This window comes from Bacterioplanes sanyensis (assembly GCF_002237535.1).
GTDB classification, from domain to species: domain Bacteria; phylum Pseudomonadota; class Gammaproteobacteria; order Pseudomonadales; family Oceanobacteraceae; genus Bacterioplanes; species Bacterioplanes sanyensis_A.
Genome location: NZ_CP022530.1, coordinates 2,090,145 through 2,106,551, shown reverse-complemented (window position 1 = coordinate 2,106,551; position 16,407 = coordinate 2,090,145). Strand labels below are relative to the sequence as shown.

13 protein-coding genes are annotated in these 16,407 nt (G+C 53.7%); 4 read left to right on the top strand and 9 right to left on the bottom strand.

What is annotated here, in order from left to right; translation table 11 throughout:
* Positions 1-50 precede the first annotated feature (50 nt).
* Positions 51-464, top strand: a complete 414-nt coding sequence (locus CHH28_RS09910) for a cyclophilin-like fold protein (protein WP_199244052.1) — start codon at positions 51-53, stop codon at positions 462-464.
* Here the strand turns inward: CHH28_RS09910 and CHH28_RS09905 are convergent.
* From CHH28_RS09905 to CHH28_RS09865, 8 genes are all read right to left on the bottom strand, one after another.
* A complete protein-coding gene (locus CHH28_RS09905) occupies positions 446-2,143 on the bottom strand; it encodes a VRR-NUC domain-containing protein (RefSeq protein ID WP_094060161.1) in 1,698 nt (565 codons plus the stop codon). The genes CHH28_RS09910 and CHH28_RS09905 overlap by 19 nt on opposite strands.
* 42 nt (positions 2,144-2,185) lie before the next feature.
* Positions 2,186-2,650 carry an FKBP-type peptidyl-prolyl cis-trans isomerase gene (locus CHH28_RS09900; protein WP_094060160.1) on the bottom strand — a complete coding sequence of 155 codons (465 nt, stop codon included), beginning with the start codon at positions 2,648-2,650 and terminating at the stop codon, positions 2,186-2,188.
* A gap of 236 nt (positions 2,651-2,886) precedes the next feature.
* Positions 2,887-4,074 (bottom strand): DUF4124 domain-containing protein, encoded by a 1,188-nt coding sequence (locus CHH28_RS09895; protein ID WP_094060159.1) that lies wholly within the window; start codon positions 4,072-4,074, stop codon positions 2,887-2,889.
* Positions 4,071-6,326 carry an ATP-dependent helicase gene (locus CHH28_RS09890; RefSeq protein ID WP_199244051.1) on the bottom strand — a complete coding sequence of 752 codons (2,256 nt, stop codon included), beginning with the start codon at positions 6,324-6,326 and terminating at the stop codon, positions 4,071-4,073. The genes CHH28_RS09895 and CHH28_RS09890 overlap by 4 nt, the downstream gene beginning before the upstream one ends.
* Before the next feature lie 225 nt (positions 6,327-6,551).
* Positions 6,552-8,714 carry a 3-hydroxyacyl-CoA dehydrogenase NAD-binding domain-containing protein gene (locus tag CHH28_RS20375; protein ID WP_094060156.1) on the bottom strand — a complete coding sequence of 721 codons (2,163 nt, stop codon included), beginning with the start codon at positions 8,712-8,714 and terminating at the stop codon, positions 6,552-6,554.
* 9 nt (positions 8,715-8,723) lie between these two features.
* The gene (locus tag CHH28_RS09875) at positions 8,724-9,929 is read right to left on the bottom strand and encodes an acetyl-CoA C-acetyltransferase (RefSeq protein ID WP_094060155.1); all 1,206 of its coding nucleotides are present in this window, start codon (positions 9,927-9,929) and stop codon (positions 8,724-8,726) included.
* 11 nt (positions 9,930-9,940) lie between these two features.
* Entirely contained in the window at positions 9,941-11,077 is a 1,137-nt protein-coding gene (locus CHH28_RS09870) for an acyl-CoA dehydrogenase family protein (protein WP_094060154.1), read from the bottom strand.
* Between the two features lie 32 nt (positions 11,078-11,109).
* Complete coding sequence (locus tag CHH28_RS09865) at positions 11,110-12,312, bottom strand: CaiB/BaiF CoA transferase family protein (RefSeq protein ID WP_094060153.1); 1,203 nt, start codon at positions 12,310-12,312, stop codon at positions 11,110-11,112.
* Positions 12,313-12,701: 389 nt separating this feature from the next.
* Here CHH28_RS09865 and CHH28_RS09860 point away from each other — a divergent pair, with 389 nt between their 5' ends.
* Positions 12,702-13,460: an SDR family oxidoreductase gene (locus CHH28_RS09860; RefSeq protein ID WP_094060152.1), complete on the top strand. Its 759-nt coding sequence runs from the start codon at positions 12,702-12,704 to the stop codon at positions 13,458-13,460.
* Here the strand turns inward: CHH28_RS09860 and CHH28_RS09855 are convergent.
* Positions 13,455-14,111, bottom strand: a complete 657-nt coding sequence (locus CHH28_RS09855; protein ID WP_094060151.1) for a hypothetical protein — start codon at positions 14,109-14,111, stop codon at positions 13,455-13,457. The genes CHH28_RS09860 and CHH28_RS09855 overlap by 6 nt on opposite strands.
* A gap of 38 nt (positions 14,112-14,149) precedes the next feature.
* Here CHH28_RS09855 and CHH28_RS09850 point away from each other — a divergent pair, with 38 nt between their 5' ends.
* Complete coding sequence (locus CHH28_RS09850) at positions 14,150-14,482, top strand: MGMT family protein (RefSeq protein ID WP_233243815.1); 333 nt, start codon at positions 14,150-14,152, stop codon at positions 14,480-14,482.
* 370 nt (positions 14,483-14,852) lie between these two features.
* The gene (locus tag CHH28_RS09845) at positions 14,853-16,340 is read left to right on the top strand and encodes a flavin-containing monooxygenase (protein WP_094060150.1); all 1,488 of its coding nucleotides are present in this window, start codon (positions 14,853-14,855) and stop codon (positions 16,338-16,340) included.
* Positions 16,341-16,407 lie beyond the last annotated feature (67 nt).

The window sequence follows — 16,407 nt, the reverse complement described above, 5'->3', positions numbered from 1 at the left end:
TTCGTTTCGCTGCTAATTTATAGCGACCACTCTCGCTCGGGAGCGTCGCCATGACCATGATCCGCCTTAAGTTCCACAGCCCTGATCCACAAGGTCAGTCCAAAGCCCGTCACATTCGCGTGGCGCTGCGCCGCACGCCGACGGCAGATGCCATTTTGCGGGCGCTGCCTTTTTCCGCCAAAGTGCAAACGTGGGGCCAGGAAGTCATGTTTGACTGTCCCATTCGTGCTCATCGAGAAGACAATGCCGTCAATGTGGTGAAGGCTGGCGACATGGCGTTTTGGGCCGACGGCAGTTGCATTGCCATCGGTTTTGGCCCGACGCCTATCTCCCGCTATGGCGAAATTCGCTTGGCCAGTCAGTGCAATATTTGGGGCGATGCGTTGGATGACGTCAGCTTGTTAGCGTCCATTGCCGCGGGCACAGAAGTGCACGTCGAGCACGATCAGGACGAGCGCACCTGAAGCACCATTGCGGGAATGTCATGCCGGGCGAACTGTGCAAACCAAGCACGCTGATTCGGCTGCAACGTATCGCCCGGCCCTTTCACTTCAAGCAATCGATAGCCACCTTGCGGCGGAAAAACAATTAAATCTGGCATGCCACTGCGATGGCGGCGTATATCCTGCCATAAAAAATCAAAGGTGCTACGCCAGTGCGCGGTTGGAATGCGCTGCACTGCCAGTGGCAGTAATTCTTGCCAGCACGACTCCAATGCTGGCCAATGCAACAGCGGATTGGCCAAGCCATTTTTTTCTTGCCATGTTTGCTGTAACTGTGACCACCAATCGTCTGGACCTGCCTGCCACACAGCTTCGCACTCGGCAACAATGTCTTGTCTGCGAGACCGAAAATCCGCTTCGTATAAATCGGCGGCCCGCTGCTGAAATGGGTGAAAAAAAGCACCGGGCACAGCGGCAAATAATACCGGCCAAAACGTCAATGCAAACACGGCAGTAAATAGAGTATTTTCGATATAAAAACCACTGCCGCCGTGTTCGTCCACATAGGACTGCAAGGCGGCAAACTCAACACCGCGCTCACGCCAAAGCGTATTCCCTTGCTCATCCAGCAGTAACTGCTGTTGTGAAATATCCGCTGCTGGCTCTAGCATCTTCGCCAGCGGATCGGATTTCATCCGCGCGACAAAACGCTGGGTGAAAACCCGCTCTTCTTCCGACCAGGGCGCTTCGATCATTTGTTGTGCCAGCTCAAGGCGCTGCGGATCTTTTTGCTGATGTAAAATACGCAGGCGTCGTTCACGTGCCGGGTGGCGCTGACACTGCTGGTAATAACTCAAAGCTGCTGTTGCTTCACCACAGCGTTCGAGTTGACGCGCTAACTGCAAGCGTATGCGCTCCACCCTGCGGGCCATGGTGGTATCCACCGCGTGAGGTAACGAGTCTAATAAATCTTGCAAGGCATCAGCGGACAAAGATTTCAGTTCCGGCAAGTCCTGGCGCCAGCGTTCAAATTGCCAGTGTGCTTCTAGCTGTTGACGCTGTTGAAACAAGCGTTGCGCAGTCGATAGCTCATACTGCTCGTAGCGATAAATGCCCAAATCACTCAGCACAAAGTCGGTCAGGCTTTGCTGCAAGTGCCCGAAAAACAGCAACTGCAATAACTCCAAAAAGTCCTGACTGCACACCCAAAACAGCGGTGCGTGTGTTAGTTTCTCAATATTTTCTGGCCACTGCTGCTGCACTAATTGCAGCAATGGTTCACGCTTCATCGTGCGCCAACCGGCCACAGACAAACACTGCCCCAACTCTGCTTTGGTAAACAAAGCCAACAACTCAGATGGCTGAGTATTGAAGGTATGTAACTTAGAGTCGTCGGCTGCAATTTCTTTTAAGGTGACGATGTCGATCAGACCGGCTTCTTGCAACTGCTGTGCGGCCGTATCGATTTCATCTATCTCGTCGTAGTGCAACTTATCGCGGCGAAACCACTGCCCTTTGCGAGACAGTAATCGAACGTACAAACATTGCGCCGCAAGCGGTAACCGCTGATACGCCGCCAACCAATGACGTTCCTGTTGGGTCAGTAAATCGTGATACAGCCGTTGTGCCTGATTGGCCAGCTGTTGAAAATTGTCGCGATAATACGTGGGGGAGAGCTGCAGCGCAGCTGGAGATAACATAATAGAAAATGACGTCGGCGTCAGAAGACGCCGACGATCATATTAGTGCACGTGGCCGTGTGCTTTTTCTTCGTCACTGGCGTCACGAATGGCTTCAACTTTAACGCTGAACGCCAAAGATTTGCCCGCCAGCGGGTGGTTAGCATCAACGGTTACGGTTGCTTCATCCACTTCGGTGACGATCAAGTTCACTGGGCCTTCTTCCGTTTGCGCGGTAAAAGCCATACCAGGTTCGATGCTTTCAACGCCTTCGAACGCTTCCATTGGCACTTGCTGGATGCGGTCGTCGCTGTGCTCGCCATAGGCATCGGCCGGCTCTACCGTGACTTCAAATTCATCACCGACGCTTTTGCCTTCCAGGGCGTTTTCCAGGCCAGGAATAATGTTCTGCGCGCCGTGCAGGTATGTCATCGGCTCGCCGCCCTCAGAAGAGTCAATGGTTTCACCGCTGTCGACATCCACAACTTTGTAGTGAATGGTGACAACTTTGTGCTGGGCAATGGTCATATCGTTTCGGTCCGTTTTTGGTGGTGGTCCCATCATGGGCTGGTGTCATGTTACACGCAAAGACGACATGAGATTCAGCGGCCTGACTCTACGAAGCGCCAGTATAACAATGGAAAAAGCGCTGGTTAAAGGGTCGCGGGACAATTGTACCCTGCTACTTCAATAAATCACCGCTTCAATAAACCACCGCTGCAATATCTTGCCCTAACAGTAGCTGTAGACTGGTTGATGAGGCATCAGTAGTAGTGGCTGTTGAATCGACCGGCTTGCAGCCACTGACGATACGCCTGACGCACGGCCGCCAATCCGCCCGGGTAAGCAGAAAAGGCTTGCTCGGCCGGCAATGGCCGACAGGGCTGGCGAGCAAAGCTCGTCAACGTGTGGGTTATCCAGCGTTTGCCCTCGTCGTGGTCAAACAGGAAGAAGGTCATCGCTGCGCTTTGTTGATAGTTCTCATTTTGCTGCTCGGCGTTGAAGTCTTCATGGGTGACATCGAGCAGCTGGGCAAAATCATCCTGGCCACTAGCTTGCAGCTGCTGCAACTCCGCCAGCGGCGGTTCAATGCGCGCCGAGCTGAGTTGCCACTGCAGCCGCTCCAAATATTGCGCTACCCCTTCCGACAGCCAAATTGGGGTACTGCCCAGCATGCCCATCATCATCGCATGGGTCATTTCATGACGTGCCACTTGCAGGGTGTGTTGCAGCCCATGTTCACCGCTTTGGCGGGCTAAAAACGCGCGATTTTCGCGGCCGTCATAATAGGCTGCCCAACCGTCGTTATGACCTTGCTGATCGCGATATTGATCAAACGCGGCTTGGCTATGAAACACCACCAGGTTCAAATTAATTTGCCGCCAGTAGGCAGGCTCAATAAACCGAATCAGTACCCGATGCAGCAGCTCCGCTTGCTTGCGCAACTGATGAGTCAGCTCTGCATCACCGCGCCAGCCCGGAAATTCGAACGTCACACGCACGCCTTTACCTTGCTGCTGATAGCGATCGCTAAGATCCTGCGCATCGCCGGCGCGCTTGGGCTGATCACCAAAATGGACCTTGCCGTGTTCGTCGGTCCAGCGGTACACCGCGGGTTTTTCCGTCTCGGCCAATGGCTGGCTGGGCGGTTTAATGCACACATCGGTAACCGGGGCAGCACGGCGCACCACCTGGCTCACCCGCTCTTGAATGCTCATCACAGGTTCTGCCGTGTTCGCCTGCGAGGAGGCTGTGTGTTCAGTCGGTGGCAAAGCTGGTAGCAGCCACTGTGGCAGTAATGGTGTCTGCTGTGGATCGAGTGGCAGTGACAAGCGTTGGGCAATGAACTGGCGCTGTTCGACACTGCTGCTCAGCCAAAACAGCTCCAACGCAATCAGCAGCACCGCGGCTAATAACACTCCATTGAATAACTGCAGTAACCATTTTTTCATCGTTGAATGTCCAGCTGGTCCAGTGCTACTGGTTTTTTAAACAAACGGTCTCGCTGTTCATCAGCAAAGCGGATTCTGAGGTAATTGTCATCTTCTGCCACCAGAATACCGGCACCTAACGTCGCGTGGACCACCCGTGTGGTTTGCGGTTCTGGCCGAGGCTTACGTGCCACAATCGTTTCCGCTGGCGGAGCGCTGAGGTCAAGCTCCCATTCTGGCGTGGTGCCAATGGCGGCAAAATAGCGCGACCACCAGTCCGCGGGCGGACCTTCATGCACCGCCAGCTGTGCTTTGCCACCAGTGTTAAGGGCCTGCGCCAAAGCACGGCTGTGCAAAAAGCGCATCTCCGTTTGAAAACGACTGGGGCGTTTGTCTTTATCGGTTTGATCGGCCTGCGCAGGCGCCATTAAATGCAAACGCTGTTTGGCGCGTGTCATCGCCACATACAATAACCGGCGCTCGCTTTCCACGCTGGTCGGACTGGTAAACTCACCATCGGGCTGGTAAGGAAAATAATGTGCATTGAGGCCAGGAATAAATACCACATCCCATTCTAGGCCCTTACTTTTGTGCGCCGAGGTCAGATGAATGCCGTCGCCCTGTTGCTGTTGCAAGCGTTGCTGGCGCAATTGCTGCAAGTAATCATAGGCTTGATCAGCGGCTAAATTGGCATCGCGTAAAAAGCGCACAAAAGCACGAATGGTATGGGTACGGTCTTCAATTTGTTGCGCTGAAAATGCACTGTCTGCCAACCCCTGGTACAAATCACTGGCATCGATGTACTGCTCTATCAGCGTGTGGGCTTTGACGGTGATGTGCTCGGCACTGCTCAGCACTTCGGCGCGACGCAACAGCTGCTGTGTTTGCCACTTATTGAGGTTGTCCGGTAACGCTTGTTGCAGCGCTTCAGCCAGATCTTTTTCGACTGGCGCCAAACTGCTGGCCAGCTGCTCCAGTTGTGCCCGGCGTATTTTCGGAAATGGCGTGGTCAGCCAATTTAACCAAGCTTGCTGGCGCTGTTCACGGCTGCGCTCAGCAAAGCGCCCGGCCGCCACCTCAAATAGCTGCCAGAATATTTGCAGCTCCCAACGATCCAATACGGACTGCGAATGATGCAGCTGATACGGCACCTTGGCTTGCAACAATGCCAGTTCTATCGGTGCGCACAATGCCCACACACGATGAATAATGGCCATGTCTTGCAATGCGTGGTGTTCGGATTCCTGCTCGATCAATTTTAATAATAAAGCCGGCTCGTAGCGCGCCAGGTGCAAACGAGCTTGTGTTTTGGGTGTGCTGGCGTGCGCCAGACATAACACGTCGTCACGCTGTTGGTTGTGGCGGATCAGATGATTGGCCATTAGCGCCAGCTGGTGGCCATAGCGAAACGTATCGGGCAATTGATAAGTGGTGACGGAGGAGGAAAAACGTTGGTCAAACTCACTGACAATAAATTGCGGACAAGAGCCGCGAAATTCGTAAATGGTTTGATCCGGGTCGCCAATCACCATCACCGAGCCACGATTGCCGTGTAATAATTCCAGCAATCGTTGCTGGATGGCATTGATGTCCTGATATTCGTCCACCAAGATCCATTGCATATGGCCCGCAAACTGAGCGGCCAAGGTCGCATTGCGGTGCAGCGCCATCACCGGGTCATACAACATATCGGCAAAAGAAATACGGCGAGCCTGACGGCGCCATTGTTCAAACTGGTGAAAGGTGTCAATAAACAGCCGACAACTGCTCGGTAACTGCAATTGCTCAAACACGTCGGCCGGGTCATCCAGGCTGGCTTTGACACGATCAATAAAGGCCAGCGCCGGTTCCACCCACTTTTTACGCTGGGACAGAATATCCTGGCGCGTATCGTCGTCCGCCAACTGCTGCAGCAGCCGCCACACCACGCCTTCCATTTCACCCGAGGTCAACGGCTTGCCATCAAAGGCGGGTAAATCGCCTTGCTGAATCAAGCGCTGATACAAACGCAGTCCCAACGCATGAAAGGTGCGCACTTCCGGCAATGCCTGCTGCGGCAGTAACTGCTGTAGACGCTGTGCGAAGTCCTGCTGCGCGGTTTTGTTGTACATCAATACCAACATACGCCGCGCCGATACACCCTCTTGCAAGCGCGCAGCAATAAAGTGTGTCAGTGTGGTGGTCTTACCGGAACCCGCCACCGCCATGACCTTGGCATGTCCATGACGATGGGCGACGACGGCTTGTTGGTGGGCAGTGAGTTGGCGCGACACAGGACTTCTCAACGTTCAGGGCTGCACATGGTAATGCTGTACAGCCCTCGCGCCAATCCATAGCCGCTATTTGGCAGGTAGGTTGAGCGGCGGGGCTCCATCATGCTGCGGGCTTCCATCATACTGCTGCCAACATTTGGCCACTTTCTTCCATCCATGCCAGCTATCGGGGCCTGCCATCCGTGCCAGCTATCAGGGCCTGCCATCCATGTCTGCTAGCGGAGCCTAATAAAAGCTGCCTCCGGTTTCTGCCAATTCGCGCAGCATGTGCGGCACACGAAAACGATCGCCGCCTTGTTCGACCAGTGCATCAGCGTTGCGAATAAACGTATCCATGCCTTCGATGGTCTCGACAAAAGACAAAATGCCACCAGTGTGGGCGGCAAAGCCCCAGCCAAAGATAGAGCCAATGTCCACTTCGTGTGGCCGACTGATAACGCCCTCAGACACGCAATGTAACGCCTCGACCGCCTGAGCATACAATAGGCGCTGCTTCACGTGAGCCGGCGTTGGCTGCTGTACGGCGACGGGGTACGCCTCAGCAAGGCCGGGCCATAGCGATTTATCCCCCTGATCTGTGTACTGATAAAAACCACGTCCGGCTTTTTTACCCAGCCGATCGGCGTGGTGCACCATAAAGTCCACCACCTCATCGCCTGGGTGCGCAACATAGGCATCGCCTAAATCTTGCTGCGTTTGGCGGCTGATGCGATCCATCAATTCCAGCGACACTTCGTCACTGAGTGCCAGTGGTCCTACCGGCATGCCGGCCATTTTACCGGCATTTTCGATCAACGCCGGGGACACACCTTCTTTTAACAGCGCCATGCCTTCCAGCACGTAGGTTTTGAATACCCGTGAGGTATAAAAGCCACGACTGTCGTTGACTACTATCGGCGTTTTACCCAATTGCTGCACAAAATCCAACGCCCAGGCAATGCTTTGCTGCGATGTTTGCTCGCCGACAATAATTTCCACCAGAGGCATTTTGTCCACCGGTGAAAAGAAGTGCAGGCCAATAAACTGGTCTGGGCGCTGACTTGCCGCTGCCAACCCGCTAATGGGTAATGTCGAGGTATTGGAGGCGAACATGGTATCGGCGCCGATCACAGCTTCTGCCTGAGCCGTGACCTTGGCTTTGATGGCACGATCTTCAAACACAGCTTCAATGACCAAATCACAATCGCTTAAATCCTGATAGTCACTGGTGGTTTTAATGCGAGTTAGTTGTGCTTTGGCGTGCTGTTCAGTAATTTTCTTGGCAGCGATTTTTTTATCCAATAATCGACGCGTGTAGTCTTTGCCGCGATCGGCTTGGACCTGAGAGGTGTCCAGCAATACCACATCAAGGCCTTTGGCTGAGGCAGCGTAGGCGATGCCAGCGCCCATCATGCCTGCCCCTAAGATTCCTATATTGGCGAACTGACGTCGTGCAATATCTGTTGGCCGAGCCTTGAGTTTATTAACATCCTGCAGGCCCAGGAAAAAGGTGCGAATCAGCGCTTTGGCCTGATTCGAGAGCAGCAACTGTACAAAATGGCGGCATTCTAACTGCAAGGCTTGCTCCAGCGGCAGCTGACATCCTTCGTACAAGGTTTGCAATATTTGCTGAGGAGCCTGGTAGTTGCCATGCGTTTGTTTGCGCAGCATGGCCTGAGCCGCCATCATTACTTGGCTTATTTTTGCCGATTGCACCTCACCGCCCGGCAAACGTACTGTGTGCCGAGTCGACTTGTTCTGATCCCAAGGCTGCTGCGCATTAGGATTGTCACGCAGCCATTGTTTCGCTGCTGCCAGCAGTTGCGTCGCATCCACCACCTCATTGATTAAACCCGCTGCCTGAGCTTGCGCAGCGCCGGTTTGCAAGCCTTGCATTAACCACGGCAACGCCGCTTCGACACCGATCATGCGCGGCAATCTTTGTGTACCACCAGCGCCGGGCAACAGCCCCAACGTCACTTCCGGAAAGCCAAATTTCGCCTTGGGCTGATTGGCGGCAATGCGATAATGGCAGGCTAGTGCTATTTCCATACCGCCGCCTAGAGCTGAGCCATTTAATGCCGCAACAAAAGGTTTACCCGCGGTTTCCATGAGTCGCATTACGGCATGGATACTTTGAATAAATTCGCTGATGACAGCAATATCGCGCTCCCGCTCACCGCTTTCCCAGCTCAGAATTTCTTTTAAATCAGCGCCGACGACAAATTCTTTTTTGCCCGACGTCAGTACCACGCCGGTTACTTGGGCATTGTTAACCAAGTCGGTAATGACACGATTCAGCGCCGTCATCACGGCTTGTGACATGGCATTAACCGGCGCATTAGGATCGTCCCACACCAGGGTTGCAATACCGTCGCTATCAATAGCGTAGGTGAATAGTTCAGTCATCTGTTTCTCCTAAACGCGCTCAATAATGGTGGCGGTGCCCATGCCACCACCAACGCATAAATTCACCAGCGCCGTATTGGCGTCACGGCGCTCCAATTCATCCAATACCGTGCCTAAGATCATTGCTCCGGTGGCTCCCAACGGATGCCCCATGGCAATGGCGCCACCGTTAACATTGATCTGCTCATGAGAGATGCCCATCTCTTGCATAAATAACAGCACCACGGCGGCAAAGGCTTCGTTTAATTCCCATAAATCGATATCACTGGCCTGCATGCTTGCGTGTTTTAATGCTTTTTGAGCACTGGGCGTGGGCCCGGTGAGCATAATGGTAGGCTCAGACCCAATGGAGGCGGCGCTGCAGATACGCGCCCGTGGTGTCAGCCCTAGGGCTTCGCCCGCCGATTTATTGCCGATCAATACCGCTGCAGCGCCATCAACAATGCCGGATGAGTTGCCAGCGTGGTGAACATGATTAATCTTTTCTAACTGTGGATACACCTGCTGCGCAACGGCATCAAATCCCAATTGACCATTGGCCAAAAAAGAAGGCTTAAGCTGCGCTAGGTCAGCCACGGTTGTTTCTGGGCGCATCAGCTCATCGGTTGCCAATAGCAGCTGCCCCAGCTCATCGTGGACGGGTAACACCGAGTTGGAAAAATAGCCCTGTTGCCAAGCGTGGTGCGCACGCCGTTGAGATTCAACGGCGTAACTGTCGACATCTTCGCGGCTAAAACCGTGTAATGAAGCGATAAGATCGGCGGAGATACCCTGCGGTACAAATGATAACGCATTGGCAACGCTTGGATCAGAATAATAAGCTCCGCCGCCACTGCCCATCGGAATGCGCGACATACATTCAATGCCACCGCCAATGGTCAGCCATGCTTCACCGGCTTTGACCTTGGCCGCGGCCATGTTCACAGCCTCCAAACCCGATGCACAAAAACGGCTGACCACGCTGCCAGCCACTTGTTGGTGATAACCAGCCATTAATACCGCTGTGCGGGCGATGTCGGCGCCATGCTCCATCACAGGTTCGACGCAGCCCAACACCACATCATCCAGTTGTGAAGTATCTAAGTCGTGGCGTTGCTGCAGCTGTGCTAATAAGCCGGACATCAGTCTGACCGGCGTCACACTGTGCAAACTGCCGTCGGCTTTGCCGCGTCCACGTGGAGTGCGTACGGCATCAAAAATAAAGGCTTCTGACATGACAGGCTCCGTTAAATGGTGCGCGAGATAATTTCTTTCATAATTTCCGAGGTGCCGGCGTAAATACGCTGCACACGAGCATCGGCGTACGCGCGGGCAACGGGATATTCCCACATGTAGCCATAGCCGCCGTGCAGCTGCACGCATTCATCGATGATGCGACCTTGCGCTTCGGTTGACCATAATTTCACCGACGCTGCAGCTTCGATCGACAATTGCCCGTCACAGTGCAGCTCAAGGCAGCGATCAACGTAGGTTTGCATCACTTCCAGTTCGGTGCGCAGCTCTGCTAATTTAAACCGGGTATTTTGCAAAGCAGCGATGGGTTTACCGAACGCTTTGCGCTCTTTCACGTAATCCACCGTCGCGTCGTAACAGGCACGGGCAGCGGCGGCGGCAATTAAGGCCACACTTAAACGCTCTTGCGCCAGCTCTTGCATCAAGTAAATAAAGCCGGAGTTTTCCTGGCCCAGCAAATTGGCTTTGGGAACACGAACGTTGTCAAAAAACAGTTCCGATGTATCCTGCGCTTTCATACCCACTTTGTTGAGGTTTTGGCCACGCTGAAAACCTGGCCGATCCGCTTCGACCAAAAATAAACTCACGCCTTTGGCGCCAGCACTGGTATCCGTCTTAGCCACCACAATAATCAAATCGGCTAGCTGTCCGTTGGTGATAAAAGTTTTAGAGCCGTTAAGAACATAGTCATCACCGTCCACCACCGCCGTGGTACGCACACCGGCCAAATCAGAGCCGGCGCCAGGCTCGGTCATGGCAATGGCGGTAATGACATCGCCACTGGCCATCTTGGGTAGCCATTTTTGTTTTTGCGCATCGGAGCCGTAATGCAAAATATACGGCGCGACGATATCCGAGTGCAATGAGAACCCAGGGCCCGAGGCGAACACATAGCCTTGCTCTTCGATGGCGATGGCGGAATAGCGAAAATCCACACCACTGCCGCCGTACTCTTCGGGCAAATGAGTGCATAAAATGCCGGCGTCACCGGCTTTTTTCCAGGCTTCGCGCGAGATGTGGCCGTCTTTTTCCCATTGCTCGTGGAAAGGGGCGATTTCACGCTGCATGAATTTTCTTACTGCATCACGAAATGGTTGATGCTCTTCAGTAAAAACGCTGCGAGGGATCATATTTTTATCCTTATTATTAATACCAATTGACGTTATTGTGCGAGACGAATGACCTGATCTTGTTGCCACCGGTCAATGTCCGTGTTGCTACAGCCTATTTGTTGCAGTATCTGCTTGCTGTGTTCACCTTGCTCGGGCCCACCACCGTGTGGTGTAAAACGTTGCCCACTGAAGCGGATGGCGGGTGCTGGCACCTGCCACTGCTGGCCAGCAGCATTGGTGAGGGTATGAATCATTTCGCGGGCTAACAGCTGTGGGTGTTGAAAAGCTTCGCTCACGGTCAGTATGGGGGTGACACAGCAGTCGCTGTGTTGCAGCAGCTCACGCCATTGCTGTTGTGTGCGACTGGCAAACAAAGCGGTTATATCGTCGCGCAGGGCTTGCTGCTCGCCTCCTTGATGGTGGTAGCGCGCTTGCCAATGTGGCTTGTCGATCGCTGCACAAAAGCGCTGCCAGAATTTTTCCTCCAGTGCCGCCAGCGCCATATGGCGTCCATCCTGAGTGGCATAAATATCGTAATACGGCAGTTGGCCCGTCAGCATGTCTTCACCACGCGGCGCTGATTGCCGCAGGTTTAAACCAGATAACGGTATAACATGATTGGCAAAAGCACAGTCCGTCATGGAGATATCCAAATAGCAGCTCTCTAACGGTCGCTGCTGCAGTTGCGCCTGTAAGCGCCCCACCAACGCCGCCAAAATCGCCATGGCCGCACTCAACGCACCGCCAGCAATGTCTGCTAGCTGAAAGTTACTCAGCGACGGCATCTGACCGGCACGCCCGCTTTGTTCCAGCACACCAGCGGTGGCGCAGTAATTCATATCATGCCCGGCTAACTGCGCCCACGGGCCACTTTGCCCATAACCAGACAACGCACACATCACCAAACCCGGGCGTTGCTGCGCCAACGTATCGAAACCTAGCCCTAAGCGTGCCATCACACCGGGGCGAAAGCTCTCCAGCACCACATCCGCCGAGGCCAGCAAGCGTTTAAATATTTGCTGCCCTTGTGGCTTGCGCAAATCCAAGCCGATCGATCGTTTATTGGCGTTGAGCAAGTCAAATACCGGGCTGACCTGGCCTGCAGGCATGCCCAGATGGCGCAGATAATCCCCCGCACCGGTATCTTCCACCTTGATGACCTGCGCGCCCATGTCACGTAAGTGCATGCTGCATAAGGGGCCGGGCAAAAGGCGTGATAAATCCAATACGGTAATGCCAGCTAGCGGTAACATGCACACTCCTTTTTTTAGTGCTCACGCTACTGACTGCAGCTGGCGCTCACAAGGTAGAATTTGCGCAACCTGACTGGCAAAAGTGCTCAGCCGATAACGCCCATGCCGTCACACTCGATCATTTCCATTAGGAAAAACGCCGGAAATTAGCGCCTATTGCGCCGTGATATGCGTTCTCTGCCTGACATTCCTGCTGGTTAGAGGCTAGTGATCTTGCATGACCCGATTTGCCCTATAATCACTGCATTGCAGGAAGCATCGCAGACCGGGCCTGAAGTAAATCGTGGTGTTTGGCCCTGGCATCATCGTCTGCCCTTTTTGCTGTCCATTCGCCGTGATGTTCCGGCACTGGCAGAGCACTGATTCGTTAAACTCCACAGGAGACTGTTATGAACTTACAACACAAAGTCATCGCTATCACCGGCGGTGGCCAGGGGCTCGGCCGTGCCATGGCCCTCTACCTGGCCAACAAAGGCGCCAAAATCGCTGTTATCGATCTCGATCAAGAGCAGATGGACGAAACCTGCAGACTGGCGCAAGAAGCAGGTGGTGAGATGCACAGCTTCGTCTGCAATGTTGCCGATGAAGCTCAAGTAGAAGAAACCTTTAGCGCCATCAGCCAACAACTGGGCGGATTACACGGGCTGGTTAATAACGCCGGTATTTTGCGTGACGGTCTGATGGTCAAAGCCAAAGACGGCCAGATCAGCAAGATGACCCTGGCGCAGTGGCAAGCGGTGATCGATGTAAACCTGACCGGGGTATTCCTCTGTGGCCGCGAGGCCGCTGTGCAAATGATTGAAGGCGGTGAAGGTGGCTGCATCATCAATATTTCCTCCATTTCTCGCGCCGGTAATATGGGGCAAAGCAACTACTCTGCCGCCAAAGCCGGTGTCGCCAGTTTGGCCGTCGTATGGGCAAAAGAGTTAGCCCGCTACGGCATTCGCGCCAACGCTATTGCCCCTGGGTTTATTGCCACAGACATGACCGCTGGCATGAAGCCCGAGGCGCTAGAAAAAATGACCGCCGGCATTCCCGCTAAGCGCATGGGTCAGCCGGATGAAATTGCCCACAGCGTGGCTTACCTGCTGGAGAATGATTACGTCTCGGGTCGAGTGGTTGAAGTCGACGGCGGGCTGCGGCTATAACGTCGATGCGGTGTAGCGCGCCTGCAAGCGCTCCATGGCGGCCAGACCGCCTTGTTGCTCACTGCCGGCGCTGCTAACACGACCGTCTACGAGGGTCACACTGGGTGGCTGCGCTTTGATTCGTCGCAGCTGCTCGGTGAGCCACTGATCAGCCGCTGCTTGGCTGGCGCCATCGTCCACCATTTGCTGGTGCTGTGCGTAAACGTACTGGATCTGGCGAAAGCGCTGCACTGTCTCGGTTTTATCAAACCCTTGGCGCAGCTCTGGGTTCTGCTCAAACAAAGCTTCGATGCGCTCTTTGTGTGGATGATCGCCTTTCACCGTTACCTTGCCTTCGTTGTTGACGGTCAGGTCTATCTTGCCGCTCCAATCCAGGTTGGCTTTGGTCATGGCCCGCTTAAAATCCTGTTGAAACGCCTCAACATCGGCTTGGGTCGGTAAACTAAAAGACGCTATCAATTCCTCCGCCGTGGCTTCGATACTAGCGGCCATCTGTTGCCGCTCCACACTGCCGCTCAGTTCCCGGTTTTGCGTCGTGGTTTCATTACTAGTGACCACTGAGGCTGGCGGCTCAGCGCGTTTCAGCTCTTGGGTTGGTGCGGTATTGGCTGCAGGCAACAAGGCGTTGAGCATGGCGTCGTCCTCTGACATGTGGCTATGTTAAGCTGACAATTCATTCAATAAGCAGCATGCGTACCAGCTTTCGCGCCATGGACTCAATCAGCCCTGAACAACGCTTATACACCGCTCTAGCGGCCATTCCGCCGGGCTATGTGGTGACCTATGGCCAACTGGCCAGCCTCAGTGGTTGGCCACGACGAGCTCGCTGGGTCGGTCAGCAGCTGAAACGACTTCCAACAGGCACGACTTTGCCTTGGCACCGAGTTATCAATGCGGCGGGGAAAATCAGCTTTCCCGTCGGCTCTGACAAAGCCCATGAGCAAGCAAAGCGCCTGCGCCAGGATGGCGTGGAGGTAGTGCATGGCAAGGTATCTCTGGCCAAATATCAGTGGCCAGGCTAATGCATGGCGACATTGAACCTGCCTAAACGGCCCGTTTCGTCCCTCAAGGCTGACTCATAAATGAGACAAGTGAGTTAGTGCGCCGTTTTTTGAGCGGCATGGTTTCTCTGCAGCATGTTTCTCTGCAGCATGTTTTTAGGCGGCGTAGTTCCTGAGCGGCATGATTTCTAGGCGGCACAGTTCGGCGGTGTACTTCTGCAGACACCATCCATGGCCACACCCCAAACACGAAAAAATGACAGACAATCACCTGTCCAGGCCAAGGAATTTACGCCACAGTCAGACAATCACCACAACATTGGAAGAACGGTACTGATACCCGTGAGGTAGCAGCGACCGACCTACTAACAATAACGATACGGATTCGACCATGGCTGCAGACTACTTTGACGTAATTATTATTGGTGCCGGTTTATCCGGTATTGGCGCTGCCTGTCACCTACAGCGCGAATGCCCAGAGAAGACCTTTACTATTTTGGAAGGTCGCACGGCCATTGGCGGCACCTGGGATTTGTTTCGTTATCCGGGCATTCGCTCTGACTCCGATATGTTTACCCTAGGCTACGCCTTTAAGCCTTGGTTAAACAAAAAAGGCATTGCCGATGGCGACGATATTCGCCACTACATCGAAGAAGCCGCCGCTGAACACAACATCCAGCCACACATTCGCTTCCAACAGCGCGTTAAAAGCGCGCATTTTTGCAGCCAACGTGCGTGCTGGACACTGGAGGTAGAGCAACACAGCGGCGACATCCAACAGTATCGCTGCCAGTTTTTATTGGGCTGTACTGGTTATTACGATTATCAACAAGGGTTCACACCTGAGTTTAAAGGTCGTGAGTCATTTAATGGCGATATTATTCACCCGCAACAGTGGCCGGAAAACTACCGTTACGACAACAAAAAAGTGGTGGTCATCGGCAGCGGCGCCACCGCAGTGACTCTAGTACCAGCCATGGCGGACAAAGCCGAGCACGTCACCATGTTGCAACGCTCACCGTCTTACGTCATCACCGTGCCACAACAAGATCCAACGGTGACGTTAACACGCAAGTTGTTGCCAAAGTTGTGGGCCTATCGACTGATTCGTGGTCGTAATATTTCCATTACTCTGGCCATTTACCGTTTTTGTAAACGCTTCCCCAGCGCCGCACGCAAGTTTTTACAATGGACAGTAAAAAAACAGCTGCCGAATGATGCCAACATGGAGCACTTTACACCTAAGTATGCCCCCTGGGATGAGCGTTTGTGCGCCGTGCCCGATGGCGATTTATTCAAAGCCATCGATAGCAAGCAAGCCTCCGTCGTGACCGGGCACATTGATCGCTTTAATGAACGCGGTATTGTTTTAACGTCCGGCCAACAGTTAGACGCCGATGTCATCATCACTGCCACTGGCCTGAATATTCAGATGCTTGGCGGTATGGAAGTATTTGTCGATGGTAACGCGTTCGAACCCAATAGCAGTATGAGCTACCGCGGTGTCATGTTTGAAAATCTGCCCAATATGGCCATGGTGTTTGGTTATACCAATGCTTCTTGGACATTAAAGGCCGACTTAATTTCGCGCTATGTGTGTCGGTTATTGCGCCATATGGACCATAAAGGTGTGCGCCAGGTAGTGCCACAAGTAGCTAGTGGCGACATTCAGCGTAGTCCATTTATCGATATGCAATCCGGGTACATCGCACGGGTTAAAGACCAACTGCCCAAACAAGGCTCGCGTCGGCCTTGGAAACTCTATCAGAACTATTTTCTCGACATGCTGCTGCTGAAATTCGCCAACATGGACGACCCCAGCCTGCACTACAGCAGCCCACGGACCAAAGACGAACTCGAGCCGTCGCAAGCACATTAACCGGAACACTGTAACCGCTACTCTAGATCGTCACCAAGGCCGTGAAAGTCACGGCCAGCCATGCTAG

Bases quoted from the DNA above. Each gene is read 5' to 3' on its own strand.
- CHH28_RS09850 (WP_233243815.1), top strand. From the start codon at position 14,150: ATGCGTACCAGCTTTCGCGCCATGGACTCAATCAGCCCTGAACAACGC.
- CHH28_RS09845 (WP_094060150.1), top strand. From the start codon at position 14,853: ATGGCTGCAGACTACTTTGACGTAATTATTATTGGTGCCGGTTTATCC.
- CHH28_RS09905 (WP_094060161.1), bottom strand. From the start codon at position 2,143: ATGTTATCTCCAGCTGCGCTGCAGCTCTCCCCCACGTATTATCGCGAC.
- CHH28_RS09860 (WP_094060152.1), top strand. From the start codon at position 12,702: ATGAACTTACAACACAAAGTCATCGCTATCACCGGCGGTGGCCAGGGG.
- CHH28_RS09910 (WP_199244052.1), top strand. From the start codon at position 51: ATGACCATGATCCGCCTTAAGTTCCACAGCCCTGATCCACAAGGTCAG.
- CHH28_RS09855 (WP_094060151.1), bottom strand. From the start codon at position 14,111: ATGTCAGAGGACGACGCCATGCTCAACGCCTTGTTGCCTGCAGCCAAT.
- CHH28_RS09865 (WP_094060153.1), bottom strand. From the start codon at position 12,312: ATGTTACCGCTAGCTGGCATTACCGTATTGGATTTATCACGCCTTTTG.
- CHH28_RS09895 (WP_094060159.1), bottom strand. From the start codon at position 4,074: ATGAAAAAATGGTTACTGCAGTTATTCAATGGAGTGTTATTAGCCGCG.
- CHH28_RS20375 (WP_094060156.1), bottom strand. From the start codon at position 8,714: ATGACTGAACTATTCACCTACGCTATTGATAGCGACGGTATTGCAACC.
- CHH28_RS09870 (WP_094060154.1), bottom strand. From the start codon at position 11,077: ATGATCCCTCGCAGCGTTTTTACTGAAGAGCATCAACCATTTCGTGAT.
- CHH28_RS09900 (WP_094060160.1), bottom strand. From the start codon at position 2,650: ATGACCATTGCCCAGCACAAAGTTGTCACCATTCACTACAAAGTTGTG.
- CHH28_RS09875 (WP_094060155.1), bottom strand. From the start codon at position 9,929: ATGTCAGAAGCCTTTATTTTTGATGCCGTACGCACTCCACGTGGACGC.